Source organism: Streptococcus sanguinis (genome assembly GCF_900475275.1).
GTDB lineage: Bacteria > Bacillota > Bacilli > Lactobacillales > Streptococcaceae > Streptococcus > Streptococcus sanguinis_N.
In genome coordinates, this window is sequence record NZ_LS483364.1 from 614,159 (window position 1) to 639,886 (window position 25,728).

Consider the following 25,728-nt stretch of genomic DNA (forward strand, 5'->3'; position numbering starts at 1 on the left):
GCTGAGCTTGACTCCGGGCAGTGTGGCTATTTTTTTATCTAAAGAAAAATACTAGGAAAAATATTTTTATTATGAAAAATCATATTGTTCTTTTTGAACCTCAGATTCCGCAGAATACCGGAAATATTGCCCGTACTTGCGCCGCGACTAATTCACCGCTTCACATCATCAAGCCCATGGGCTTTCCCATTGATGATCGCAAGATGAAGCGGGCTGGGCTGGACTATTGGGATAAGCTGGACATCACCTATTATGAGAGTTTAGAAGATTTTATGGAGCAGATGGATGGCCACCTTTATCTGATTTCTAAGTTTGCGGAGAAGGTCTATTCTGAGGAGAATTTTGCTGTAGAAGGCTCGCACTACTTTATGTTTGGTCGAGAGGACAAGGGACTACCAGAGGAATTTATGCGTTGCCATCCAGAGAAGGCTTTGCGTATTCCTATGAATGACCAGCATGTCCGCAGTCTCAATGTTTCAAATACAGTCTGCATGATTGTTTATGAAGCCCTGCGCCAGCAGAATTTTGCTGGCTTAGATTTGGTACATGAGTATGAAGCGGACAAGCTGAAGTAGCGGAATGAATGTATCTAAGCAGTAAATTTTCCTAATAGATAGAATACTGTTGTTGAAACATCTTTAATTACATCAATCAAATTGCTTGCTCTGGCAGGCTTTTTTTGTTATGATAATGATGTCTTCAGGGCAGGGTGAGATTCCCGACCGGCGGTAATTTTTGGATTGGAGTTTTTTTCTCAATGTCAAATCAAGTCCGCGAGCGCAAGCTGATGTGGTGAGATTCCACAACCGACAGTATAGTCTGGATGGGAGAAGACGAGAGGCAGTGAAGCATTCTTGCCGTTTAATCTTTATTTAAGGGCTGAGCCTTATACTAAATAATCATTAGCTGACAAGCTTTTTTCAGTGGCCTTTCCGGCTTCTCTAATTTTTATAAATTGGAGGAACCTGTGATGACAAATACTCGTAAGTTGGCGATTGTAGCAGTTTTATCTGCTCTATCATTTCTACTCATGCTTTATGAGATTCCCTTGATAACTGAGTTTCTAAAGTTGGATTTTTCAATTATTCCGATTTTACTGGCTTTGGTAGTCTTGGATTTAAAAAGCTCTCTGGCAGTGCTCATGATTCGCTCTGTCTTAAAGCTAGCTTTGAATAATAATGGCGTAGGCACTCTAATCGGTCTACCCATGAATATACTAGCGGTAGCAGTCTTTGTTTATGCTTTTTCCCTCTTGTGGAAAAAAAGGAAGAGCTTGTTTGACTATGTGAAGGCTTCTTTGGTAGCAACGCTTGGTCTAACTGTTACAATGATTGTTCTAAATGTTATTTATGCAGTTCCTCTCTTTGCAAGATTTGCTGGTTTTGATATTTATAAAACATACGGTCTTTCCAAGTATCTGCTGACCATGATTGTACCTTTTAACCTATTAGAAGGAGTGATTTGGGCTGTCGTCTTTTGGCTAATTTACAAACTCTTACAGCCCGTCCTAAAACGCTATGAAAAATAAACAATCTTATCTAACAAAGGGCTCTTTTGCCCTTTTACTTTTCGTCATGCTAGGCTATATGGTCAAGTTTTATCCTGAGCAGCTGACCAGCTTTGATACCCCGATTCAGACCTGGTTGCGGGGAGACTTGCCTGCAGCTTTGACGACATTTTTCAAACTAGTGACCAGTGTGATTGATCCGATGGGGATTATCATCTGGGTTTCGGCTCTTGTCCTGTTTTTCCTTTATAAAAAATGGAAGCTGGAAGCTGCCTTGCTAGCGGGAAATCTGGTCTTACATGGGATTTTGATTAAGCTGATTAAACTCGTCTACCAAAGAAGCCGGCCCAGTCTTTCGCATTTGGTCAAAGAGGGTGGTTACTCTTTTCCGAGCGGGCATGCCATGGCGACAGCCGTTGTTGTTGGGACCTTGATTATCATTGCCCAGCAACGAATTCAAAACCAAAAAATCAAGCGATTGGTACAAGGTTTGCTCTTGCTCTTTATCTTCATGATTATGGCTTCCAGAGTCTATCTGGGAGTGCACTACCCGACAGATGTAATCGGAGGAGCCTTGATGGGCTTTGCCATTCTCAATATCGAATTTCCCTTTTATGACAAGCTGCGCTTTCAGTGGCGTTTCAAGGGAAAGCAGAAATAAATATAGATGAGAAAGGTTGGTTTTGCTGGCCTTTTTGTCTTGACAAAGAAAATCTCTTTCTTTAAGATAGGAGCAAACAAGATTTGGAGGTCAGAATGTCCAATTTGAATCAAGAAATCATACAGTCAGTTTTAGCTCTTGTTGATAGTATTCCCTCTGGGCGCGTGGCGACCTATGGTCAGATTGCTCGTTTGATTGGGCGGCCAAAAAATGCCCGCTTGGTGGGAAAGATTCTCAGTCAGTCGGAACTTTATGGTGGCAAACATCCTTGCCATCGGGTGGTCAATGCAGTAGGGCGCCTCGCACCTGGCTGGGAGGACCAGAGACACTTGCTCTGGGCGGAGGGAGTGGACTTGAAGGCCAATGGCTGTATAGATCTCAAGCGTTATCAGTGGGAGCTATGACTTCCTTCTTTCCTTGTGAAAGAGGGAATTTTTGTTTCTATGCCCCTTTTTGTGGTAGAATGAAAGGTATGAAATCTTACAATTCTTTGAATGATTATTATCGCAAACTTTTTGGAGAAAAGACTTTTAAGGTGCCCATTGATGCGGGCTTTGACTGTCCCAATCGGGATGGTACGGTAGCGCATGGAGGATGTACGTTCTGTACCGTTTCGGGTTCAGGTGATGCCATTGTGGCGCCGGATGCGCCCATTCGCGAGCAGTTTTACAAGGAAATTGACTTCATGCACCGCAAGTGGCCAGATGTTCGCAAGTATCTGGTCTATTTCCAGAACTTCACCAATACACATGAGAAGCTTGAAGTGATTCGTGAGCGTTATGAGCAAGCCATTAACGAGCCAGGCGTCGTTGGACTTAATATCGGAACTCGGCCGGACTGTTTGCCTGATGAGACCATCGCCTACTTGGCTGACTTGTCCGAGCGTATGCATGTGACTGTGGAGCTGGGGCTTCAGACTACCTACGAGGAGACCTCAGACCTCATCAATCGTGCCCATTCTTATGAGCTCTATGTGGAGACGGTCCAGCGAGTCCGAAAGCTGGCTCCCAAGGCGGAGATTGTCTCTCACTTGATTAACGGCCTGCCGGGCGAAACCCATGAGATGATACTGGAGAATGTCCGCCGCTGTGTGACGGACAATGACATTCAGGGAATCAAGCTTCACTTGCTTCACTTGATGACCAATACCCGCATGCAGCGGGATTATCATGAGGGGCGACTGCAGCTGCTCAGTCAGGATGAGTATGTCTCCATCATCTGCGACCAGCTGGAGATTATCCCTGAGCATATCGTCATCCATCGTATCACAGGCGATGCTCCGCGAGATATGTTGATTGGCCCCATGTGGAGCCTCAATAAATGGGAAGTTCTCAATGCCATTGAGGCAGAAATGCGTCGTCGTGGCAGCAAGCAAGGCTGTAAAGCAAAGGAGCAGAGATTCGTATGTTAAGACCCTTACAGATGGCCCATGCCTTTTTGGCAGAAGTCGTGACCAAGGAAGATATCGTGGTGGATGCTACTATGGGCAACGGACATGACACCCTCTTTCTGGCTAAGTTGGCCAAGCAGGTCTATGCTTTTGACATTCAGGAGCAGGCTGTGGAAAAGACCCGCCAGCGCTTGGCAAAAGCTGGCTTGGACAATGCTCAGCTAATCTTGGCTGGCCATGAGACTCTGGACCAATACACAGACCATTTCAAGGCAGCTATTTTTAATCTTGGCTACTTGCCTTCGGCGGACAAGTCTGTCATTACCCGACCCGCTACGACGTTGGAAGCTCTGGGAAAAGTCTGTCAAGGCTTAGAAAAAGGCGGCCGTGCAGCGATCATGATTTACTACGGGCATGAAGGTGGCGAAGTTGAAAAAGATGCGGTGCTAGACTTCGTCAGTCAGCTGCCTCAGCAGGACTTTACTGTTGCCCTCTATAAGACTATCAATCAGATTAACAACCCGCCTTTCTTAGTCATGATTGAGAAATTGAGAGAAGGAACTTGAGATACAATAAGGATACAGAGAGAAAAGCCAGACAATAGGAGCTTTCAGTACTGTATCCTTGTTTTTTATCGTGAAAATCGAATAATTAGGTCTAAAAGAAAAGAATTAAGGTGTGTGTAAATTTAAAGTCTTATATTTTCTTACATAGAAGATATAAGACTTTTGACATTTTTCAGTTTATATGATAATCTATGACTGTAAAAATAAAAACGTCACAGAGTTTTTAGGAGGAAGTTATGGCTACTGCTTTTACTGCTGAAGAGAAAGAAGTAATTAGAAAGAAATTACATAAAGTTGCAAAGGAATGCCTTCAAAGATATGGGCTTAAAAAAACCACAGTTGACCAGATGGCAGTAATGGTAGATATTTCCAAAGGTTCTTTTTATAATTTTTATTCCTCAAAAGAAATGTTATTTTTTGCGGTCTTAGAAGAATATCAAATAGATGTTATGGATCGCCTGACAGAACAATTAGATATGGAAGCCAAGATAGATACAAATCGTCTGGTACAGTTACTTTATGATTTTTATCAAGATTTTCGCTATTCATTTATGTATACCATATTCAAAAATCATGAAATGGAATTACTCGTAAGAAAATTGCCAAAAGAGGCGATAACAAATCATCATCTGATAGATGATAGGATGGTTAAAAAAATTGTATCCCGAATCAATATTAGAGAAAATGTATCGGTAGAAATCGTCTCTGCTTTATTTAGAACGATTGCTATGACTATTCTACACATCGAGGAAATCGGTGAAGAACAATTTGATACTACATTGAAGTTAGTCATACAAGGAGTTGTGGAACAAATTACTAAGGAGGATAGGTAATGGTGAAAGAAGCAATTAGAACCGCAAATCTTTCTAAAAGATATGGAACAAAAAATGTTGTCAACAACTTGAATCTATCAATAAAAAGTGTTGAAATAGTAGGTTTTTTAGGACTGAATGGTGCAGGGAAAACAACAACGATGAGAATGATGTTAGGATTGATAAAATCTACATCAGGAGCATGTTATATTCAAGGAAAAAAGTTAGATCTGAATAATTTAGAACTTCGAAACGAAATAGGTTATATTATTGAGACACCTTATTCTTATCCAGACTTAACTGTGAGAGAAAATTTAGAAATCGTTAGTAAATTAAGAGGGGTTAATAAAGATAATATTGACTGGGTAGTTGAGAAATTAAAACTAAAGCAATATGAACATAAACAGGAGAAGCATCTTTCTTTAGGAAATGTTGCGTGTTTAGGAATTGCAAAAGCGATTATTCATAAACCTAAAATTCTAATTCTTGATGAGCCAACAAATGGATTAGATCCTTTTGGAGTTATTGAAGTGAGAGAGCTGTTAAAGGAATTGGCGAATAATCTAGGCACAACTGTTCTTATTTCAAGTCATAATCTGGAAGAAATATCTAAAATTGCTACTAGAATAGTCATTATACATGAGGGCAGACTTATAAGAGAAGTTGAAAGCAATGAATTAGAACAGTACTTAGAAAAGAAGTTACTAGTAACTGGATCTAATAATAAGGCCATGAAAGAAGTGTTATCTAACCATGGCTATCAGGTGAACATTCAATCAGACACAGAAAATAATATCGATTTCTTAGAACTAATTGATAAAAAATCTGTGGAATGCCCGGAAGATGTTGCTACATTGCTAGTCCATGCAGGTTATCCACCTAAAACACTGATTGTTGAAAAAGAAGATTTAGAGCATTATTTCTTAAGAATACTGAATGACTATAATGGAGGAATCTCGAATGAAAAAGCTTAGTTCCTGTATTTTAATTGAATGGAGAAAGTTAATAAAATCAAAACTTTCCATCGTAACTGCTTGTTCTATCTGTTTAGTTCCTTTTATTGTTGGCTTGTTTGCAATTATGATGAAATATCCAGAGAATTTCAAAAATCTTGGTTTGATTTCTGCAAAAATGGAAATGATGAGGATAACAGACTGGTCGTCGTACTTAATGACCGTATCACAAGTCATTTCTGTTGGGGGATTGCTCATTTTTGGATTTACAGCATCTTGGGTTTTTGGTAGAGAATATTCTGATAAAACTATGATTGACCTATTAGCACTCCCGATAAGAAGAGATACAATCGTATTATCCAAGTTTATCGTTATCGCTCTATGGAGTTATATTCTATCAATTTTTGCACTTTTATTGGGATTATTAGCTGGCAATCTGATTGGACTTGAGGGCGGGAGCTTAACAGTGATTCTCAAAGGTATACTTACTTTTGGTTATTGTACTACTCTTACGATCGTACTCTCTACTCCAGTGGCTTTTTTTGCTTGTTTAGGCCGGGGATATTTGTCACCATTGGCATTTATTATTTTTACAATTATTTTTTCTCAACTTGGTTCTGCTCTTAACTTTGGAAAATACATTCCATGGGCGATTCCTGCACTTGCAAGTGGTATTGCAGGAAAAGCACTATTGAATTTTGGGAGCATTGTCAGTTTATTTGGGGTAAGTATTCTAGGTCTTATCGCAATAATAGCTTGGTGGAGGTATGCTGATTACGATTAAAATGAAGTGATGAAAATGCTAATAACACAAAACTAAGTCTTATTCATTTTCATTCAAAACAACCCCTCCTGTTCAGATTGAAAAACAAGAGGGGTTATATTATGGCAATCGAAAGTTTTAGGTGAGAAAATATTATGTAAGTGCCGTTGCTCTAAATGAAAAGGTAGTTTCTAAATATACGTGATTGGGAAAAATGACCTTGTCTTTGATAAGTTAAGTGTCAAACCGTTCTCAGATGGCAGTTTTAGAACAAGGCATAATCCCGTTGTTACGGGCATTAGTCAAGTAATCATAGCATTAACCTAAAAGAAGTTTAGCGAACGTCTTTAGACGTCGCTGGAGGGAAATTGCTTATAGCCGGTGTACAAGTCACTTGTTTTCACGGGTGGTTATGATTTCTCAAAATGAGCAAAAAAACAGTAAACCCTTGTGATTTACTGTTTTAAAAATTCTTCTATTCAATTAGACAAACTTTTATGTTTTATCGTCTTTGCGTCTCCACTATTCATGATACCACAATAATCTCACTAGCAATCATGTATAGAGATGTTATTGCTAAATTCCAATTTGACGCACTGTAGATGCTCCTCATTTTACATGCTACATCTGAAATGCTGTTATCCAAAAACATATTCCGGCTATAAGTGAAATCGGAGTCATAACATATTTTTCTTTCTTACTTTTTGAAATCATATTCATAATCGTATTCAAAGACAGGTAAGCGGCAAAGAAAAAACAAATATATTTAGTAACCTTAAAAGACAGCCACAAGGGAATAAAACCTCCGGCTTGCAAAATAATGATCATGGCAAAAATTTGGATAGCCACCGAAATGACTGCTGCAAGTCTAAATTTCTTAGGTAAGATTTTATGTTGTCCCCCCATTGTAAATTCGCCCAAAGGCAGACCGCAAGCAACAAGAACTGTCATAATTGCTATAACTCCAAATAATACTGCACCTAATATTGAAAACATAAATCACTATTCTCCCTTCGTAAAATATAAAAAGTTTCAGTTACAAATTCAACTTTGTGTCACTTAACGTTCCTATAAAATTATAAGAAATTCTTATCAAGTGTTCAAGTTTTATAGGTTTTTATCAAGCTGGTCTGTTGGCTCACCTTTTCTTTTGTTCTTCCACCAATCGCTCAGATCGACTAAGGATTGAGCGGCGGAGGGGATGAGGAGAAGGACATAGATATAGACATACTGGCTCTTGGTTTCCCAGAAGAAGTGGAAGAGGCCGCCCCCTAATAGAAAGATGAAGGGATAGAGGTCAAAAGGCGTCAGTTTTTCCTCGGCGACGAAAAATTTATGCAGGATAAAGAAACAGGAGAGCAGATAGATGCTGGCTAGCAGCGTTAAGAGCAGGAAATTAACAATCTGATAACCTTTTCTTTCCTCATAAATGCTGCGCAGGACAGCTGGCTTCATATATTGCTGGCGCTCAATCTGAGGCCCAGTCCAAATAGATTGAAAAGTCGGCTCAGTCCAAGTCGACTTGACCTTTTCGTAGAAGAATTTGAGCGCATAAGCAGGATGCTTACTGAAGTGAATCAAAATATCCTTCAAATCCCGAGTGGCCATTTCTGTAGCCAAATTTTCATCGTATTTGTTGCGCTTGAGAATCTTGGTATTGTAGGCATCGTACCAGCCTCCCAAGGTCTGCCGATTAGGATCATCCCGCAGGCCCATAGTGATGTAGGCGATTTTTGGGGTGCCGACACCGATCTTGCCCCCAATCAGCTGCTCATAGTAGGCAGTCAGACCCTTGTTTGAAAGGACAATGCCGGCCACAATCAGGATGATGGCTAAGGGTTTCTTCCAAGACCATTTGTAAAAGATGGACAGGAAGCAGACTCCAATCAGCATGATAGCAAAGATGATGTAGTTGTTGCGCAGGAGGCAGGCCAGACTGATGCTGGCAGCTCCCAGTAAGGCATAGAACAGGTTTCCTTTCTGATCCAGCTTGATAAAAGCATAGAGACTGAGCAGACAGAAGAAGAGGCCAGGAATGGTACCGTAGACAAAGAGGATGAAAAAGAGTTGTGGTAGAAAGAGAAAGGTCAGCAGAATCGTGTATTTCTGAATCATTTCTCTGGCATTGAGCAGGGCAGTAATCTTGTAAATCAAGAAATGACTGAGTAAAGTCCAGCCGACATTCATGCTAAAGGCAAATTGAGTCGTCGGAGAAATAAAAGCATAAAGTCGCTCCAGAGTCATCAGTCCTAGCTGATGGGGATTACGATACATGTAGCTTCCGACGGTTGTCAGCGAGCTGTAATCTCCTCGGTTAAAGGCCAACGCTGCATTGAAAACATGCTTGGCGTCAGCTCGGATGCGGCCATCGTAGGCCGTTATCAGAAAAATCGCTGCTGCTATAAAGGTGAGGGACAGAAACCAAAAAAGATGTTTGGTCTGAACCTTTTCCAGCAGGGGCCGGATTAAAAATAGGCTGAGGAGAAAGAGCAGGAGGATAGGGTAAAAATACCAAGGATTACTGACGAATTGGACTCCTTCTGCAATCCTCAAAGGGATGTAAGTATGGGACAGCAGAATCTGCCCAGACAGGAAAAGTAAGGCAATCGCAGTCATGGTCAGAATCAGGAAGTAGCCCAGATTGAAGATGGTATTAGAAAATTGCTTCATGAGGACCTGTCCTCCACCTTGATGAAATAACGGTCTTCTCCCAGCTCAATCAGCTCGACTGGCTGGGGATAAAATCGATCCATGACCTCTTTTTGAAAAATGTCTTCTTTGGGACCTTGGGCTATGATTTCACCTTCTTTCAGGAGCAGGACATGATCCATAGCTTCAGTAATTTCTTCTACATGGTGGGTGACATAGAGGATGGTTGGAGCCTGATCCATCTGTGTAATCTTACCAATCTGATCCAGCAGGCGCTCGCGGGCAAAGAGATCCAGACCGCTGGTCGCTTCGTCTAAGATAAGCAGTTCTGGCTTTTCCATGAGACTGCGTGCAATTAGCAAGAGCTGTTTTTCTCCTTGAGACAGACTGGCGTAGCTTCTGCCAATCAATTCTTGCCCGCCAATGGAAGCCAGCATTTCCCTAGCTTGATCCAGCTCAGTTTGCCCGTAAGGAGCGTAGAGAATACTGCTTTTATACCTGCCTGTCAGGACGATTTCTTCAGATGTGAGGCGGCTTGGCAGGCGTTCAGCAATGAAGGATCCGACTACTCCAATCCTAGTTCTCAGCTGAGGAATATCGCCGGCACCAAATTCCGTACCCAGAACCGTCACCTTGCCCTGGGTCTTCCAATGCTCAGCCATGAGCAAGCGAAGGAGAGTCGACTTTCCTGAGCCGTTTAGGCCGAGAATAGCCCAATGCTCCCCCTTTTTCACCTGCCAGTTGAGATCTTTTAAGATAGTTCGGCCTTGTTTAGCCAAGCTTACATTGTCCAGTTTGATAATCTTTTCCATTTTTACTCTTTCTTTCGTTAAATCTCCTTTATTATAACAAAATTTATGGTAAAATAACTGATAGGAGGAGTCAAATGTTTCATAAAAGTAAGCTGATGTTTTGGACCAGTGAGGTCCTTTTGCTAACGATTATTTTCTTTATCTGGCGCCAGATGGGGGATATGATAACCCCGATTGTTAGCGTTGTGAATACCATCTTGATTCCCTTTCTTGTGGGAGGATTTCTTTACTATATTACGAATCCACTGGTAAAATTTCTCCAGGATAAGCTCAAAATCAACCGAATGATTGGGATTCTGATTACGCTCAGCCTTTTGTTTGGCTTGATTGCTTTGGGTGTTATTTACCTCTTGCCGATTTTGATTAATCAGCTGAGCAGCTTGATTAATTCCACACAAGGCCTTTATTGGGAAATTCAAAGTTTTGTCAATCAATTATCAAAAAATCCGCTCTTTCGAAATCTGAATATCCAGTCCACCATCCAGCAGCTCAACCTGTCTTATGTGGACATTCTGCAAAATATCCTTAACAGTGTAACCAACAGTCCGGGCAGCGTTTTATCAGCAGTCGTCAATACGCTAATGATTTTGATTATGACGCCGATTTTCTTGGTTTACTTCCTCATGGATGGCCATAAGCTTTTGCCCATGCTGGAGCGGACAGTCCTCAAGCGCGATAAGCTCAATATCTCCAGCTTGCTGACCAATCTTAATGCTACTGTTGCCCGCTATATCAGCGGAATCTCAATCGATGCCCTGATTATCGGTGCTCTGGCCTACATTGGCTATAGCGTGATTGGGCTCAAGTACGCTTTGGTCTTTGCTATTTTCTCCAGTCTGGCTAATCTGATTCCTTATGTAGGACCAAGTATCGGCTTGATTCCCATGGTCATTACGTATGCCTTTACCGATCCTCAGAAGATGGTTGCGGCCTTGATTTACATGCTGATTATCCAGCAGGTTGATGGCAATATCCTCTATCCCCGTATCGTTGGTGGTGTGATGAAGGTCCATCCTATTACCATCATGGTGCTCTTGCTCTTATCCAGCAATATCTATGGCGTGCTGGGGATGATTGTGGCAATCCCGACCTATTCTATCCTCAAAGAAATCGCCAAGTTCTTGGCTAACCTCTATGACAATCACAAGGAAGCCCAGCAGCAAAAGAAGAACGAAGAGTTTGGGATTATTAATAAATAAGGATGAGTTTGGTAATTGATTGATTCCAGAATCTCAAGACCAGAAATAAGACGGAAGGAAGGCCTTCCGTCTTATTTTCATTTCCTGTGCACTAAATTTAAAAATATGATATAATCAGATTTACTTATACATTTCGAGGAGAAAGAATCAATGGAAGACCCTGGCAGTCAGAATATGTTATGGCAAGCCTTACTACTGTTTATATTGACTTTGTTAAATGCCTTTTTCTCAGCAGCTGAGATGGCAATGGTATCGCTCAATCGGGCGCGTGTGGAGCAAAAGGCTGAAGAGGGCGACCTCAAATATATCCGGCTCTTAGCTGTCTTAGAAAGCCCTAATAATTTCTTATCAACCATTCAGGTTGGGATTACAGTTATCAATATCCTGTCTGGGGCAAGCTTTGCGGATAATCTGGGGAAACTTTTCTCTTCTTGGATGGGAAATTCCGAGACTGCACGTGCTATCGGAACTTTCTTGGCTTTGGTTCTATTGACATATATTTCTATTGTTTTGGGTGAGCTTTATCCGAAGCGCATTGCCATGAACCTGAAAGACAATCTAGCTGTGCGGGCTGCACCGGTTATTATTTTTCTTGGCAAGATTGTCAGTCCCTTCGTTTGGTTGCTGTCAGCGTCGACTAATCTGCTGAGTCGGATAACCCCGATGAAGTTTGATGATGCAGACGAAAAGATGACTCGGGATGAGATTGAATATATGCTGACCAATAGTGAGGAGACCTTGGATGCAGATGAAATTGAGATGCTGCAGGGGATTTTCTCTCTGGATGAGCTGATGGCGCGTGAACTGATGGTGCCGCGGACGGATGCCTTTATGGTGGACATTCAGGATGACACCAAGGAAATCATCGAGAGCATTCTCAAACAGAGCTTCTCGCGGATTCCTGTCTATGATGGAGACAAGGACAATGTCATTGGACTGATTCATACCAAGCGGCTGCTCAATGAAGGGTTCATCAATGGTTTTGATAATATCGTTCTGCGCAAGATCCTGCAGGAGCCGCTCTTTGTCCCGGAAACCATGTTTGTCGATGATTTGCTCAAGGAGCTGCGCAATACGCAAAATCAAATGGCGATTCTCTTGGATGAGTATGGTGGTATGGCTGGTCTGGTCACACTTGAAGACCTCTTGGAGGAGATTGTCGGTGAGATCGACGATGAAACTGACAAGGCTGAAATCGAAGTCCATGAAATCGGCGAGAATACCTACATCGTATTAGGAACCATGACCCTCAATGACTTTAATGAATATTTTGAAGTTGAAATTGAAAGCGACGATGTGGATACGATAGCTGGTTATTACTTGACTTGTGTAGGGACTATTCCAGATCCGAAAGAACGCATTAGCTACGAAGTCGAAAGTCAGAATAAGCAACTCATTTTAACCAATGACAAGGTAAAAAATGGCCGTGTTACGAAGGTTAAGGTTGAAATTTCAGAACAAGTGGAAATCGATGAGGAAGCTAATAAATAGTTGACTCCTTGTAAAACAAACAGGCTTTCTTATAAAGAAGGTCTGTTTTTGGTTGCCGTAATAAGGCAGTTTGTTTCATTGAGTTAGAGATGATTCAATAGTAAAATTGCGGAAAAGGTTCTAGTTTTATGGTAAACTACATATAGAAAGACATGGTATTTTGTATGATGAAACGCGTGAAATCTATTCTTTTATCACTGATTTGCCTTTCTGTGCTTGTAATAGGAGGTAAATTTTATATGGATCGAATGAAAGTAGATAATCTCTACCGGCATGGTTTTCAGCTCTATGAAGAACAAATCGCGACCTAACTAAAAGAACATTACAGCGGTATCAGTAAAATCAAATTTTCTCCTATTTTTAAAAGTGGTGGAGGAGGAGAAGGTTTTGTAAATGCTCGTATAGTTCCAGTAGTTTATGATAATTATGGTAATAAAGTATATTTGCGCAATGATGGCGTTTTAAAGATGGGTGTGGCAGATTATGAAATGACAGCTGGAATTGATTTGGATTTTAATGTCAATGATGGTTCAGAAATAATTTATTTACATAATAAGAAGAATGAATCTGTTAGTGTGGAAGGTTACCAACATTTGCCAGATGGATTAAAATTGAATAAGGATGAAATTACTGATGAAAAGATGGATGCTTTTTCTCGTGAAGGGTATCTAAAAGGTGTAGAAAAAAATAGCTTAGGTAGTCCCAAAGCTGAGATTGTCTATAATTTAGAAATTAGACGTGTACAGGGGAGGGAGTTTTATGAATGGAAGTAACCCACCAATTTGGTAAGTTGGACTAGAAAGAAAAGGAGGTTTGTATGACTATACGAGTAAAATCTATTCTTTTATCTCTGTTTTGCGTTTTTGTACTTGTAATAGGAGGTAAATTTTATATAGACAGAATGAAAGTGGACAACCTCTACCGGCATGGTTTTCAGCTTTATGAAGAACAAATCGCGACCTACCTAAAAGAGCATTACAGCGGCATCAGTAAAATCGAATTTTCACCGATTTTTAAAAGTGGAGGAAGGGGGGAAGGTTTTGCCCATGCTCGTATCATTCCAGTAGTTTATGATACACATGGTAATAAAGTATATCTTCGAAATGATGGAACTATTGATACTTTAGTTCCTAATTATGTTTTGACTTCTGGAATTGAATTGGATTTTAATGTCAATGATGGTTCAGAAATTATATATTTGTATAATGAAAAAAATGAATCTATTGAAGTAGGACAATATCAACATCTCCCGGAACACTTAAAATTGAAGACGTATAAGAGTACTGATGCTATAATTACTGCCTATTCACAAAAAGGAACGCTAAAAGGAGTAGAAAAAAATAGTCAAGGAAGTCCCAAGGCTGAGATCGTTTATAATTTGGAAATTAGACGAATTGATGAAAGAGAGTTGGATAAATGGCAATAAAACACTAATTTATTTAGGAAAAGATACATACGAAGAATTTTCCATATGATTAATTGAGTTCTTGTTATTTGTTCTTCTCTTTTTATGGTAAAATTAATATATAAAGAAAAGGAGGTTTGTATGTCTAAACGAACAAAATCTATTCTTTTATCTTTGCTTTGTTTTTTTGTACTAGTAATAGGAGGTAAATTTTATATGGATCGAATGAAAGTGGATAATCTCTACCGGCATGGTTTTCAACTTTATGAGGAACAAATCGCCACCTACCTAAAAGAGCATTACAGCGGTGTCAGTAAAATCGAATTTTCTCCGATTTTTATCAGTGGGGGGGGAGGAGAAAGTTTTGTAAACGCTCGTATAGTCCCAGTTGTTTATGATAGTTATGGAAATAAAGTCTATCTACGAAATGATGGAGTGCTAGATATGGCAGTGCCAGATTATGGAACTCTTGCCGGTCTTGACTTAAGCTTTAACGTCAATGACGGGTCAGAGATTGTCTATCTGCGAAATAATGAACGCGAGTCTGTTAGCTCAGAAGTATATCAACACCTTCCAGAGCAGTTAAAATTACAAAAAGAGGAATTTACGGATGAAGTGATGACTGCTTTTTCTCGTGAGGGACATCTAAAAGGTGTAGAAAAAAATAGCCAAGGCAGTCCCCAAGCTGAGATTATCTATAATTTGGAAATTAGACGAGTGCAGGGAAGAGAGGCTTTCGAATGGCAGTAACACACCAAGACATTCAGTACTTACAGAAAAATACTAAAGATTTTTCAACAGATTCATCTCAAAAAAAAATAGTAAATACGGATACAGGTCAAACATTTCAAATCATTGACCGAATGGAGGGAGTCACTCAGGCTATTGCAGTAGCCCCCTTGGATGCTAATGGAGAGCCCATTGTTTCACAGACTATTGTCACAGTAGCTGGAACCCAGCCAGTTCATGTCAATATTCTCAGTTCAGACCATTGGGCTTCAACTTACAATGCCTTTGGAGGAGGTGCCTACGGAGATGGGATGACAGCTCAATATGAGGATATTGAAGCTTTTTATCAGCGTGTCCAGAAGATTACAGAAGTAGGTGACAAGAAGCTAACCCAGCCGGTCAGAATTTATGCCATGAGTGGTTTTAGTCAGTCAGCGACTCCAGTTGTCAAGATAGCAGCGGAACATAACGTCCCTATGGTTGTCAATTTTACAGACTGGGGAGCTCAAGCTGCTCTTGATAAGGGGAATTTTACTGCCAGTGATTTAGCATATATCAATCGACATGTCACCACCTATGATGCTAATACGAAAGATACGACCATAATGGATAGCAATGGTGGGCGGATTCCATATGCTAATATTATTTCCCGTGAAGGAACGCAAGGACTGCATTCGCCTGCAGAAGATCATAACCCAGCAAAATTCTATATTATTGGCAATAAACTGGATACAGAAAAGTATGCTAAGGAAGGAGAGTTTGTATCAGGGATGACCCCAGAGCAGGTGCGTGCAGCTGCTAAAATCAAAGCTGAGCGAACACCTATCTGGGACAAACACGATGAAGCTTACTTCATTCGCGAATACTATGAAAAGTTTCCGCCCAAGATTGGCAATATGCTAGATTTGGACTGGTATGCCAAAAAGGGAGAGTTTTTTGTTGGTATGACGGAGAAGCAGGTACGCAAAGCCGCTAAAATTAAAGCGGAACAGTCACCATTCTGGGATAAGCATGATGAAGAATACTATGTTAAAGAGTATAAAAAGATATATGGTGAATTTATACCTGAGGCTAGATATAAGCGCTTATTGACTATTAATCGTGCGATTGAGACAATTTCTTTGGCTCAGTCTGGTTTTTCAAGCGCTAGTGGGAGCCAGCTGATTTATCTACGAAAAGATCTTGTGACGGCAGTTGCGGATTTAGCTGAACAGCAAGGAGCAGAGTTTGAAGAGCTAATCAAGCAAAAATTGAGCGAATATAAGCAAAATATTGAAAACATGGTGACATCACTCCGATTGATAGCTTATGGTAGCAGAATCTATTTATCGGATGATGAGTTGGAATCGCTCTTGTCCCAATTTACATTGGAGACTTGTTGGGATAGTGGGGTTGAAGAAGCAACGCTAAGTGAGGCGGCTTCTTACAAACAGAAATTGGATATTTTTGGTTCTAATATACGCCAAGCAGCTGATAGACTCGAAGAAGTGGATCGTCAAGGAAGTATACAGTTTAGTAGCAAGTAGGAGGAACTATGGTAAATCTCAGAAGAATAGAATTAACAGCGAATAATAATCTTGTTGAACTAATGAAGGCTCAAGAACGGGAGATGATCGATGCTCTGATTCAATCGGAGAAATCTAAGGTTACAGCGCAGTCTAGTCTTTTAGCTGCTTGGTTGGCTGAGCAAAAGCTACAGATGTCTGATTTTGCTACTGCTACTCTCAATAACAGTCTAAAGGGTGGATTTTCTGGTAATGCTGCGACAGCTGCGACAAATTATCTAACAAATATTCCACAACCAAATCTGCAAACCCCTATTAAATGAGGTCTGCTATGGAACAGATATTCAGACTAGAAGAGAAATATAAGCAAGAATTAAAGAAAATAGAGCAAGTTGAAGAAGCACTGGATTCTATGAGATTAGACGCTCGGAGAAAGACGGATTTATTAAGTGAACAATTGCTTTACTATTCTAGAAATCATTCAACTGATGAGATATATCGAGCAGTTAGTAAGATGAATGACAATATGGAACAATTTGATTTGTCTTTCAGAAAATTTTTTGATGCACTTAGTGAAGAGAGGGAAGAAATAACCGCTAAATATCGGAAAGACTTAGACCGATTGGAGGATGAATATTATAAAAGAAGGAAAGCTGAGAATTCTCAAGTATAGACTGTAAAAATATCATATATCAATGCAGTATGAAAAAGTGATATTTAATGTCAGCCTTTTAAGTTTCCTTCAAGTTTTTTATAAGTCTGTCTTAAGTTTCTGGGATTATACTAATACCATCAAAATAGAAATGAGGACAGTCCAATGAAATCTAAAGTTAGCCTATATGATAAGCAAGTATTGACATTCTCTCAGGCGCAAAAGTAAGAAAGGAAGTAATAAGAATCAGTAACGTTTAAAAAGCAGCAGAAGCCCTTAACTAATTTTTTCATATAAATCTCCTAAAACAAGTAAAAAGAAATTTTGAGGCTCTTTGTCGCTCCAAAACAAAGCAGCCTTAGACTACTCATAAAAGAAATCACCTCTGCCAGCTGGAAGGCAGAGGTGGTTTTGTGGTCTGGATGGAAATCAAGGTTATTCTTTCTGACGCTTAGCAAAATCCACAAAGCGAAATTTGTCTAGCTTGTGCCGGCTCTCAGTATATTGAAACTGGCGGCCGTCTGCCAGATAGACCTGAGACTTGACAGAGACGACTTGCTGGTCCTTGCCTAGGTCCATGAGAATCTTGTCTTGGTCATTGGCGTGGTCAATGGTAAATTCCTTTTTGGCATAGGCAATGTTAAGTTTTAAGTCATTTTCCAAATAGGCATAAATGGACTGCTCAGCGATTTCCCTTGTCAAGTCAGGGACGATTCCCTTGTCTAAATAGTCAATATCTAAGACAGAGGCGACTTGGTCTACAACGCGCTGACGGACGATTCGCCAAACCAGTCGGTAGGGAGGGAAACCAGTGATGTCGGACAGTTTCTGATCTACGGTAATCTTTTCCAAGCTGACAACATTGGTTTTGGACTGCATATTATTCTGCTTGACTACTTCTTGATAGCTGGTCAGCTTAGACACAGGAAAGTCAAACTGTTCATGCTTGATGACTTTGGAACCCTGTCCGCGGACTTTTTCAATCAATCCTTCTTCTTGCAGCAGCGCCAGAGCCTTGCGAACAGTGTCGCGGCTGACCTGGTAGTCTTCTGTCAGCTGGTGTTCGCTGGGCAAGAAGTCTCCGACTGCATAACGTTCCTCTAAAATATCTTTCTCAATTTGTTTGAATAATTGTTTATATTTCTTCATCATAAACTCCACTTGTTTTCTTTTTTACATACAACCCAGAAAATTTTATCAAAAACGAGGGCTTTTTTCAACAAACAACTTGCATACATCTTTGAAATCGATTACAATAATTTGTAGAGATGTGTTGAAAAACCGACTCGTAAAAAATATAAGGAGAGTGCTGGATTCTCATTCAGCCATTAGTCAAATGGGAAAATTTGAGAAGGAAGCTAAAGATCTGCTAGATGCAATCGGCGGCAAAGAGAATGTCACAGCAGTTAGCCATTGTGCAACGCGGATGCGCTTTGTACTTGGCGACGATAAAAAGGCCAATGTCAAGGCCATTGAGACAATCCCAGTGGTCAAGGGAACTTTTACAAATGCTGGGCAATTCCAAGTCATCATTGGAAATGATGTGCCAATCTTTTACAATGACTTCACTGCTGTATCAGGTATTGAGGGAGTATCAAAAGAAGCAGCCAAGTCTGCTGCTAAGAGCAAGCAAAATCCCCTTCAGCGGGTTATGGCCACTCTGGCAGAAATTTTCACCCCTATCATTCCAGCTTTGATTGTCGGAGGGTTAATCCTTGGCTTCCGCAATGTCCTTGAAGGCGTTCATTGGTCTATGTTGGATGGGAAAACAATCACAGAGGTATCCAAATTCTGGTCTGGAATTAACCATTTTTTGTGGCTTCCTGGTGAAGCAATTTTCCAATTCCTGCCAGTTGGAATCACTTGGTCTGTTTCTCGTAAAATGGGAACTAGCCAAATTCTTGGGATTGTCTTGGGAATCTGTTTGGTGTCACCACAATTGCTCAATGCTTATTCAGTAGCATCGACACCAGCAGCTGAAATCGCTAAGGACTGGGTTTGGGATTTCGGTTTCTTCACTGTCAATCGTGTTGGTTACCAAGCTCAGGTTATTCCAGCCCTTTTAGCAGGTTTATCTCTATCTTATCTGGAAATCTTTTGGCGTAAACATATTCCCGAAGTAGTGTCTATGATTTTTGTGCCATTCTTATCATTGATTCCAGCTCTAATTTTGGCTCATACTGTCTTGGGTCCTATCGGTTGGACAATCGGTCAGGGGCTTTCATCAGTTGTTCTTGCAGGTTTAACCGGTCCAGTTAAATGGCTCTTTGGCGCAGTATTTGGTGCTCTTTATGCACCATTTGTTATCACAGGTCTTCACCATATGACCAATGCGATTGATACTCAGTTGGTAGCTGATGCCGGTGGTACTGGTCTTTGGCCAATGATTGCTCTGTCCAATATCGCTCAAGGCTCAGCAGTATTTGCTTATTACCTTATGAAACGCCATGATGAGCGGGAAGCGCAAATTTCCCTGCCTGCAACCATTTCAGCTTACCTTGGTGTTACTGAGCCTGCTCTCTTCGGGGTCAATGTTAAATACGTTTATCCATTTGTTGCGGGAATGATTGGTTCGTCTATTGCGGGTCTGCTTTCTGTAACCTTTAATATAACGGCAAATGCTATTGGTATTGGTGGTTTACCAGGTATCCTTTCTATCCAAGCAAAATATATGATTCCATTTGCAGGAGTTATGCTTGTAGCAATCCTTGTACCAATGTTCCTGACTTTCTTCTTCCACAAGATAGGCTTCTTGACGAAGACAGAGGAAGATCCAGAATTGCAGGCAGAGTTTGCAGCTCAGGAGGAGGCAGAATTTGCCGGGCCATCCAAAGCCGAGTCATCTCCAGAGGTGCAAGCAGCTGATTCATTGACCCCTGTAACAATCACCAGTCCGCTGGCAGGAGAAGTCAAAGAATTGAGTCAGGCAACGGATCCAGTCTTTGCACAAGGTTTGATGGGGCGTGGAGTTGTCATTGTACCTAGCCAAGGTGAGTTGGTTTCACCAGTTAATGGTAGAGTAACAGTCTTCTTCCCAACCAAGCATGCCATCGGTATCTTGTCAGATGAAGGTGTTGAAATCCTGATACATATCGGAATGGACACTGTCAATCTGGAAGGCAAAGGCTTTGAAGGTTATGTATCTCAAGGAGATAAGGTCAAGGTTGGCGACAAACTCATTTCCTTTGATATAGACATGATAAAGAAAGCAGGCTATGTAACAGAAACACCAGTCATCATTACGAACTCAGACAAGTATCAGGTGGAGGTGCTTGAACAACTTCCTCGGGTAGTTGAGCGAGGCAGCCAGTTGATGAACGTTAAGCCACTTTAAAGAAAAATGAAATGATTTATAGAAAGGGACGGTGCTTTAAAATCTGTCCCTTTTCTCAAAAAAGGAGAAAATATGACACTTGATAAAACAAAGGTTGTCTACCAAATTTATCCAAAATCTTTTAAAGACACGACTGGCAACGGTTTGGGAGATTTTCGCGGGATTATTGAAAAACTTCCCTACTTGAAAGAGCTGGGAGTGGACATGATCTGGCTCAATCCTTTCTATCCGAGTCCACAGAGGGACAACGGTTACGATACTTCTGATTACACTGCGGTAGACCCTATCTTTGGTGATATGGCAGGTTTCGAAGAGATGGTCAAGGTCGGCCAGCAGCATGGTATTGACTTTATGCTAGACATGGTTCTTAACCACTGCTCGATTGAACATGAGTGGTTCCAAAAGGCACTGGCTGGGGCTTCCTACTATCAGGATTTCTTTATCCTGCGGGATGAGCCGACGGACTGGCTGTCCAAGTTTGGTGGAAGTGCCTGGGCGCCATTTGGCGATACGGGCAAATACTATCTGCACCTTTTTGATGTCACCCAGGCAGATCTCAATTGGCGCAATCCCAATGTTCGTCAAGAGCTTTTCAAGGTGGTGAATTTCTGGCGGGACAAGGGCGTCAAAGGCTTCCGCTTTGATGTGATTAACTTGATTGGTAAGGACGAGGTATTGGAGGACTGCCCAGAAAATGACGGCAAGCCAGCCTATACTGATAAGCCAATCGTGCATGACTATCTGCGTATGATGAACGAAGCAACTTTTGGTCAGGATGATTCCTTTATGACGGTTGGCGAAATGAGTGCTACGACGATTGAAAATTGCATCCTTTACACCGCACCAGATCGTCAGGAACTGTCCATGGCTTTTAATTTCCATCATCTTAAGGTGGACTATGAAGCTGGACAGAAGTGGACCCTTAAGTCCTTTGACTTTGAAGAGTTAAAACGCCTCTTCCATACTTGGGGCAAGGAAATGAGTGATCATGATGGCTGGTCGGCTCTCTTTTGGAACAACCATGATCAGCCGCGAGCTCTCAACCGCTTTGTCGATGTAGAGAATTTCCGCAATGAAGGGGCAACCATGTTGGCAGCCAGTATTCATCTGTCGCGCGGGACGCCTTATATCTACATGGGTGAGGAGATTGGCATGGTGGACCCTGACTATGACTCCATGGAAGATTATGTGGATGTCGAGTCTCTCAATGCTTACCAGAGTCTGCTTGCTGAAGGGCAATCGCCAGAGGCAGCCTTCAGGATTATCAAGGCTAAATCTCGTGATAATTCTCGGACGCCTATGCAGTGGGATGATTCAGTCAATGCAGGTTTTACAACAGGAACTCCATGGCTGAAGGCGGGCAAATCCTATCCTCTTATCAATGTGGAAAATGAAATCAAGGGACCAATCTTTACCTTTTATCAGAAATTGATTGCCCTGCGTAAGGAACTGCCTATCATCGCAGAAGGCAGCTATCAGCCAGCCTATGAAGACAGTCCCCAGGTCTATGCCTTTGAGAGGGAGTGGCAAGGACAAAAACTTTTAGTACTTAACAACTTCTATGCTGACCCGATTACGGTGGACATCCTGCCGGATTATCAAAATGGTCAGGTTCTCCTATCCAATTACGGCAAGACTCAGATTGACCATGTGATGACCCTGCAGCCATACGAAACCTTGGCTATCTTAGTGGGAGAAAACTAAAGTCTCGAAAGAATCTGGAAATGTTTCCAGATTCTTTTTTTCTGTGTTGGGCAAGCCTAGACAAGTATTTTTCTGAAGTGAGAGAAACTAATACAGAATTTTAAGAAAGCCTTTGCAAAATTTGATTCTTTTCTTTATAATAAAAATTAAATAGGATAATATACATTTATACAGAAAAGGAGAAGTTCATGAAAAAACAAGTTCTTTACAGGCAGCTCTTTCCCATAGCGGTCTTGCTAGCTGCTTTTCTGTCCCTGCTTTTTTCTGTCCAATCGGTCGGAGCAGAAGAAGCAGTAAGTTCGTCGACTTCTGATGCGGCTGCTCTTACAGAGAATCCGGCTGTAAGCGATGCGTCGGTTGCCAGTCAAACGGAGAGTCCATCTGCAGAATCGGGAGAGTCAAGGCCAGCTTCTACAGAGACAGTGGAAAAGGAAGACCAAGCCCCTGCTGCAGCCCAGGCTGCGGCTAGTGGACCAGAAGTTGTTCCCAATGTGGGAACAATTCAGGGAGAATCACAAGCCTCTCCCTATGAGGACAAGGAAGTCCAAGTTTCCAATGTAGTTGTGACGAAAACAGACCGCTATGGTTTTTATGTTCAAGACGTGACTCCTGATGGAAATAGCAGGACTTCTGATGCTCTTTATGTTGTTTCTAAAGAAAAAGTCGATGTCGGAGACAAACTTAGTCTTGAAGGTCGCATTAAAGAAGGCTATATGGAAGAGCTCAGCGTTCGTCAGGGGCAAACCTTTAATAAGCCCAGTGGTAGTTTGACAGTCACCATGCTTGTCGCTTCGAAGGTGACCAAGGAAGGGAAAGCTGACTTACCTGCTCCAGTTGACATCGTGGCTAATATGCCTCAGGATACGGTCGATAACGATATTAATAATTATCAGCCTCAAAGTGAAGCGTTGGACTACTGGGAAAGTTTGGAAGGAATGTTGACGACGGTGAAGAGGCCCCGCGTTTTAGGCCCGCAGTACCGTGGAGACATTTATCTCTTACCTGAAGGCTACCAAGCCCAACCATTAAACAATATCGGTGGCCTAAATCTTCGTCCAAACGCTCAAAATACCGCAACCATTCCAGTCTATGTTGGCAATAAATTCATTGCCAAGGCCAAGGATTATTTCAATGGTGATGTGGTCGGAGTCGTGACCTATCGTGGGAAGATTTATAAGTTGGAGCCAACTCAGCTGCCTGATTTGGTGGACGGGGGCTTGCAGAGACAGGTCTCTCCTATCTATCCAAGTGAGGACAAGCTGACTGTTGCTTCCTACAATATCGAGAATTTTTCTGCTAATGCTAAAAAAGGTGAAACACCTGAGGAAAAAGTGACTAGAATCGCTAATTCCTTTATTAATGAAATCCATAGTCCAGATATCATCACGCTCATCGAGGTTCAAGATGAGAATGGCAGTGTCAATGACGGAACGACCAGCGGTGTCAAAAGCGGCGAAAAACTAGCGGCTCGTATCAAAGAACTGGGAGGTAAAACTTACAAGTACACTGAAGTTGCACCACTTGACGGTCAAGATGGAGGCAAGCCTGGCTCTAATATCCGCGTGGCCTTTCTCTACGATCCAAATCGGGTGAAGTTAGTCGAAAAAGAAGCTGGTACGAGTGACGAAGCAGCTAGCTTCTCTGGTGGCCATTTGGTTAAGAATCCTGCCCGGATTGCTCCAACAAATCCAGCCTTTACCAAGGTTCGTAAATCTTTGGCAGCTGAGTTTGAATTCAAGGGACAGCATATCGTCGTTATCGCCAATCATTTGAAGTCCAAGATTGGGGATGACGCCGTTTATGGCTCCGCTCAGCCAGCAGTTCAGCATACGCAGGCTGCTCGGATAGAGCAGGCTAAAATTTTAAATAGCTTTGTTCAGGAAGGACTGAGACAAAATCCTAACCTTAAGTTTGTGCTGACTGGTGATTTCAATGATTTTGAATTTTCCGAAACAGCTAAAGCACTGGCAGGTAATGAACTGATTAATCTTATGCAGGAGCATGATGCGGCTGACCGTTATTCCTACTTCTACCGTGGCAGCAACCAAAGCTTGGACAACATTTTCATTTCTAAGAACCTAGCTGGCAAGGCAGTCTTTGCGCCTGTCCATATCAATGCCTCTTTCATGGAGGAACATGGCAGAGCTTCAGACCATGATCCAGTAGTGGTGCAGCTGGACTTTTCTAAGGATATTGCAGCTTCAACACCTGACAGCTCCCAACCGTCTCAATCAACTGGACAATCTTCTGCAGCAGTAGAACAAGGAGCTCCGTCTCAGACCAATTCTCCATCGTCCAATCAAACTGGACAAGGTCAGACAGCTGGCAGCAAGAAGAAGGGACTCCCGCAGACCGGCCAAAATAACAGTGGCTGGGCAGTCTTGGGATTGACCCTGCTAATGTTTGCTTTTACTCTCAAAAAGAGAAGCAGAAATTAACTAAAATCATTTTAAAAAGCGAAATCAGGGTGGAATAAAGATTCTGCCCTGATTTTTTGCTTGCCTACTGCTTTCGACCTAAAGTTTTATCTGTTGTAAAACACTGAAAATGAAACTGAAAAACAGTTTGTTTTCTAAAAAATAGGCAAATTAAGTCTATTTTTGCTTTAATCATGTTATAATGTAGTTAGTTATAAAACGTTTTCAGAGTTAAGAGGTTGCGCGATGGTTGAAGAGAAAATTGAAGAAGCAGTTGATTATGGAAAGGTAACGGGCATGGTCCACTCCACTGAAAGTTTTGGAGCTGTTGATGGACCGGGTATCCGTTTTATTGTCTTTTTGCAGGGATGCCACATGCGCTGCCAGTACTGCCATAATCCGGACACATGGGAGATGGAGACCAACAAATCTCAGCTGCGGACAGTGGATGATGTCTTGCAAGAAGCCCTCCGTTATAAGGGCTTCTGGGGCAATAAAGGCGGTATCACCGTCAGTGGTGGAGAAGCCTTGCTGCAGATTGATTTTTTGATTGCCTTCTTTACCAAGGCTAAGGAGCTGGGCATCCACTGTACATTGGATACCTGTGCCCTACCCTTCAGAAATACGCCTCGCTATCTGAAAAAATTTGATAAGCTTATGGCAGTCACCGACCTAGTCCTGCTTGATATCAAGGAGATTAACGAAGAACAGCACAAAATTGTGACCAGCCAGACCAACAAGAATATCTTGGCTTGTGCCAAGTACCTGTCTGACATTGGAAAGCCAGTCTGGATACGCCATGTCTTGGTGCCGGGATTGACCGACCGCGATGATGACTTGATTGAGCTGGGTAAGTTTGTTAAGACACTGAAGAATGTTGATAAGTTTGAAATTCTACCTTACCATACCATGGGAGAATTCAAATGGCGGGAGTTGGGCATTCCTTACAAGCTGGAAGGAGTTAAGCCTCCAACGGCTGATCGGGTCAAGAATGCCAAGGAACTCATGCAGACTGAGTCCTATACAGAGTATATGAATCGGGTGCATAATAGCTAATCTACTTTGAGTATGAATTAATGGGCTGGTAGGCTACCAGTCCATTTTTCTTAAGAAAATGCCCTTCTGCTTTTGTGAAATGCCTGTAATTGTGGTAAAATAAATGCAATAAACATTATATAA

The 25,728-nt window shown here is 41.6% G+C and carries 25 protein-coding genes and 1 riboswitch; of the genes, 21 read left to right on the top strand and 4 right to left on the bottom strand.

What is annotated here, in order from left to right; all coding sequences use genetic code 11:
* Window positions 1–71 precede the first annotated feature (71 nt).
* The 9 genes from DQM55_RS03190 (at window position 72) to DQM55_RS03230 (ending at window position 6,673) form a co-directional block, all read left to right on the top strand.
* A complete protein-coding gene (locus DQM55_RS03190; RefSeq protein ID WP_172454708.1) occupies window positions 72–575 on the top strand; it encodes a tRNA (cytidine(34)-2'-O)-methyltransferase in 504 nt (167 codons plus the stop codon).
* A gap of 116 nt (window positions 576–691) precedes the next feature.
* Window positions 692–839: riboswitch (FMN riboswitch) on the top strand.
* A 131-nt stretch (window positions 840–970) separates the two neighbouring features.
* Window positions 971–1,528: an ECF transporter S component gene (locus DQM55_RS03195; protein ID WP_111675441.1), complete on the top strand. Its 558-nt coding sequence runs from the start codon at window positions 971–973 to the stop codon at window positions 1,526–1,528.
* Window positions 1,518–2,168: a phosphatase PAP2 family protein gene (locus DQM55_RS03200; RefSeq protein WP_002914556.1), complete on the top strand. Its 651-nt coding sequence runs from the start codon at window positions 1,518–1,520 to the stop codon at window positions 2,166–2,168. The genes DQM55_RS03195 and DQM55_RS03200 overlap by 11 nt, the downstream gene beginning before the upstream one ends.
* A gap of 95 nt (window positions 2,169–2,263) precedes the next feature.
* Window positions 2,264–2,572: an MGMT family protein gene (locus DQM55_RS03205; protein WP_111675442.1), complete on the top strand. Its 309-nt coding sequence runs from the start codon at window positions 2,264–2,266 to the stop codon at window positions 2,570–2,572.
* 59 nt (window positions 2,573–2,631) lie between these two features.
* Window positions 2,632–3,579: a tRNA modification radical SAM protein MnmL/YtqA gene (mnmL, locus tag DQM55_RS03210; protein WP_002918484.1), complete on the top strand. Its 948-nt coding sequence runs from the start codon at window positions 2,632–2,634 to the stop codon at window positions 3,577–3,579.
* A complete protein-coding gene (gene mnmM / locus DQM55_RS03215; protein ID WP_002918486.1) occupies window positions 3,573–4,124 on the top strand; it encodes a tRNA 5-(aminomethyl)-2-thiouridylate-methyltransferase MnmM in 552 nt (183 codons plus the stop codon). Before mnmL ends, mnmM begins: the two co-directional genes overlap by 7 nt.
* Window positions 4,125–4,360: 236 nt before the next feature.
* Window positions 4,361–4,957, top strand: a complete 597-nt coding sequence (locus DQM55_RS03220; RefSeq protein ID WP_002905122.1) for a TetR/AcrR family transcriptional regulator — start codon at window positions 4,361–4,363, stop codon at window positions 4,955–4,957.
* Window positions 4,957–5,910 (top strand): ABC transporter ATP-binding protein, encoded by a 954-nt coding sequence (locus tag DQM55_RS03225; RefSeq protein WP_111675443.1) that lies wholly within the window; start codon window positions 4,957–4,959, stop codon window positions 5,908–5,910. Before DQM55_RS03220 ends, DQM55_RS03225 begins: the two co-directional genes overlap by 1 nt.
* Complete coding sequence (locus tag DQM55_RS03230; protein ID WP_111675444.1) at window positions 5,897–6,673, top strand: ABC transporter permease; 777 nt, start codon at window positions 5,897–5,899, stop codon at window positions 6,671–6,673. Before DQM55_RS03225 ends, DQM55_RS03230 begins: the two co-directional genes overlap by 14 nt.
* A gap of 600 nt (window positions 6,674–7,273) precedes the next feature.
* Here the strand turns inward: DQM55_RS03230 and DQM55_RS03235 are convergent.
* The 3 genes from DQM55_RS03235 to DQM55_RS03245 all read right to left on the bottom strand — a co-directional run bounded on the left by DQM55_RS03235 (window position 7,274) and on the right by DQM55_RS03245 (window position 10,113).
* A complete protein-coding gene (locus DQM55_RS03235; RefSeq protein ID WP_111675445.1) occupies window positions 7,274–7,648 on the bottom strand; it encodes a hypothetical protein in 375 nt (124 codons plus the stop codon).
* A 111-nt stretch (window positions 7,649–7,759) separates the two neighbouring features.
* The gene (locus DQM55_RS03240; RefSeq protein ID WP_111675446.1) at window positions 7,760–9,322 is read right to left on the bottom strand and encodes a beta-carotene 15,15'-monooxygenase; all 1,563 of its coding nucleotides are present in this window, start codon (window positions 9,320–9,322) and stop codon (window positions 7,760–7,762) included.
* Window positions 9,319–10,113 (bottom strand): ABC transporter ATP-binding protein, encoded by a 795-nt coding sequence (locus DQM55_RS03245; protein WP_011837342.1) that lies wholly within the window; start codon window positions 10,111–10,113, stop codon window positions 9,319–9,321. Before DQM55_RS03245 ends, DQM55_RS03240 begins: the two co-directional genes overlap by 4 nt.
* A 74-nt stretch (window positions 10,114–10,187) precedes the next feature.
* Between DQM55_RS03245 and DQM55_RS03250 the strand changes: the two genes are divergently transcribed.
* The 8 genes from DQM55_RS03250 to DQM55_RS03290 all read left to right on the top strand — a co-directional run bounded on the left by DQM55_RS03250 (window position 10,188) and on the right by DQM55_RS03290 (window position 17,115).
* Window positions 10,188–11,312 carry an AI-2E family transporter gene (locus DQM55_RS03250; protein WP_111675447.1) on the top strand — a complete coding sequence of 375 codons (1,125 nt, stop codon included), beginning with the start codon at window positions 10,188–10,190 and terminating at the stop codon, window positions 11,310–11,312.
* Between the two features lie 150 nt (window positions 11,313–11,462).
* Window positions 11,463–12,803, top strand: coding sequence for a hemolysin family protein (locus DQM55_RS03255; protein WP_011837341.1), 1,341 nt, complete (start codon window positions 11,463–11,465; stop codon window positions 12,801–12,803).
* A gap of 467 nt (window positions 12,804–13,270) precedes the next feature.
* Window positions 13,271–13,576: a hypothetical protein gene (locus DQM55_RS11805; RefSeq protein ID WP_011837339.1), complete on the top strand. Its 306-nt coding sequence runs from the start codon at window positions 13,271–13,273 to the stop codon at window positions 13,574–13,576.
* A 44-nt stretch (window positions 13,577–13,620) separates the two neighbouring features.
* Window positions 13,621–14,229 carry a hypothetical protein gene (locus DQM55_RS03270; protein WP_011837338.1) on the top strand — a complete coding sequence of 203 codons (609 nt, stop codon included), beginning with the start codon at window positions 13,621–13,623 and terminating at the stop codon, window positions 14,227–14,229.
* Window positions 14,230–14,349: 120 nt separating this feature from the next.
* Complete coding sequence (locus tag DQM55_RS03275; RefSeq protein WP_011837337.1) at window positions 14,350–14,958, top strand: hypothetical protein; 609 nt, start codon at window positions 14,350–14,352, stop codon at window positions 14,956–14,958.
* Window positions 14,949–16,463 carry a hypothetical protein gene (locus tag DQM55_RS03280; protein ID WP_011837336.1) on the top strand — a complete coding sequence of 505 codons (1,515 nt, stop codon included), beginning with the start codon at window positions 14,949–14,951 and terminating at the stop codon, window positions 16,461–16,463. The genes DQM55_RS03275 and DQM55_RS03280 overlap by 10 nt, the downstream gene beginning before the upstream one ends.
* 8 nt (window positions 16,464–16,471) lie before the next feature.
* Window positions 16,472–16,765, top strand: coding sequence for a hypothetical protein (locus DQM55_RS03285; RefSeq protein WP_011837335.1), 294 nt, complete (start codon window positions 16,472–16,474; stop codon window positions 16,763–16,765).
* 8 nt (window positions 16,766–16,773) lie between these two features.
* Window positions 16,774–17,115 (top strand): hypothetical protein, encoded by a 342-nt coding sequence (locus DQM55_RS03290; RefSeq protein WP_223311173.1) that lies wholly within the window; start codon window positions 16,774–16,776, stop codon window positions 17,113–17,115.
* 414 nt (window positions 17,116–17,529) lie between these two features.
* Here the strand turns inward: DQM55_RS03290 and treR are convergent, their stop codons facing one another.
* Window positions 17,530–18,243 (bottom strand): trehalose operon repressor, encoded by a 714-nt coding sequence (treR, locus tag DQM55_RS03295; protein WP_172454778.1) that lies wholly within the window; start codon window positions 18,241–18,243, stop codon window positions 17,530–17,532.
* Between the two features lie 187 nt (window positions 18,244–18,430).
* Here treR and treP point away from each other — a divergent pair, with 187 nt between their 5' ends.
* The 4 genes from treP (at window position 18,431) to pflA (ending at window position 25,605) form a co-directional block, all read left to right on the top strand.
* A complete protein-coding gene (gene treP / locus DQM55_RS03300; RefSeq protein WP_172454779.1) occupies window positions 18,431–20,428 on the top strand; it encodes a PTS system trehalose-specific EIIBC component in 1,998 nt (665 codons plus the stop codon).
* Window positions 20,429–20,500: 72 nt separating this feature from the next.
* Window positions 20,501–22,132, top strand: a complete 1,632-nt coding sequence (treC, locus tag DQM55_RS03305; RefSeq protein WP_111675450.1) for an alpha,alpha-phosphotrehalase — start codon at window positions 20,501–20,503, stop codon at window positions 22,130–22,132.
* A 188-nt stretch (window positions 22,133–22,320) separates the two neighbouring features.
* On the top strand, window positions 22,321–24,570 hold the full coding sequence (locus tag DQM55_RS03310) for an endonuclease/exonuclease/phosphatase family protein (protein WP_111675451.1): 2,250 nt from the start codon (window positions 22,321–22,323) through the stop codon (window positions 24,568–24,570).
* Between the two features lie 225 nt (window positions 24,571–24,795).
* Window positions 24,796–25,605 carry a pyruvate formate-lyase-activating protein gene (gene pflA / locus DQM55_RS03315; RefSeq protein WP_002894645.1) on the top strand — a complete coding sequence of 270 codons (810 nt, stop codon included), beginning with the start codon at window positions 24,796–24,798 and terminating at the stop codon, window positions 25,603–25,605.
* Window positions 25,606–25,728: the final 123 nt, after the last annotated feature.